Below are 233 nucleotides of genomic sequence, written 5' to 3'. Positions count from 1 at the left end.
CGGGTGTGGTCCGCGAGGGCTGTGCGCAGCGCCACGACGTCGGCGGCGAACAGGCGTGCCTTGGCATCGCGCACGTCCGCGGCGAAGGTCTGCGCCTCACGCGCGATCTCGGCCTGGCGCCCGAGGGGCTTGGGCTGTCGGCGGATCTCCCCGGCGAGGTCGCTCAGACTCGGGGGGTTGGCCTCCATCGCGCCGAGCTTGCGCAGCGTCTCCTCTTTGCGACGCCGGTGCGT

General features: G+C 73.4%; 1 pseudogene. It reads right to left on the bottom strand.

Annotated elements, in window-relative coordinates:
- Positions 1-233 (bottom strand): annotated as a pseudogene (locus KVS71_RS19220) (chromosome segregation protein); the annotation flags it as partial.

The sequence above is a fragment of the Microbacterium sp. GbtcB4 genome (assembly GCF_019091465.1).
Classification (GTDB): domain Bacteria; phylum Actinomycetota; class Actinomycetes; order Actinomycetales; family Microbacteriaceae; genus Microbacterium; species Microbacterium paraoxydans.
Note: the sequence above shows the minus strand (reverse complement) of the source record. Positions and strands in the feature narration are given on the sequence as shown.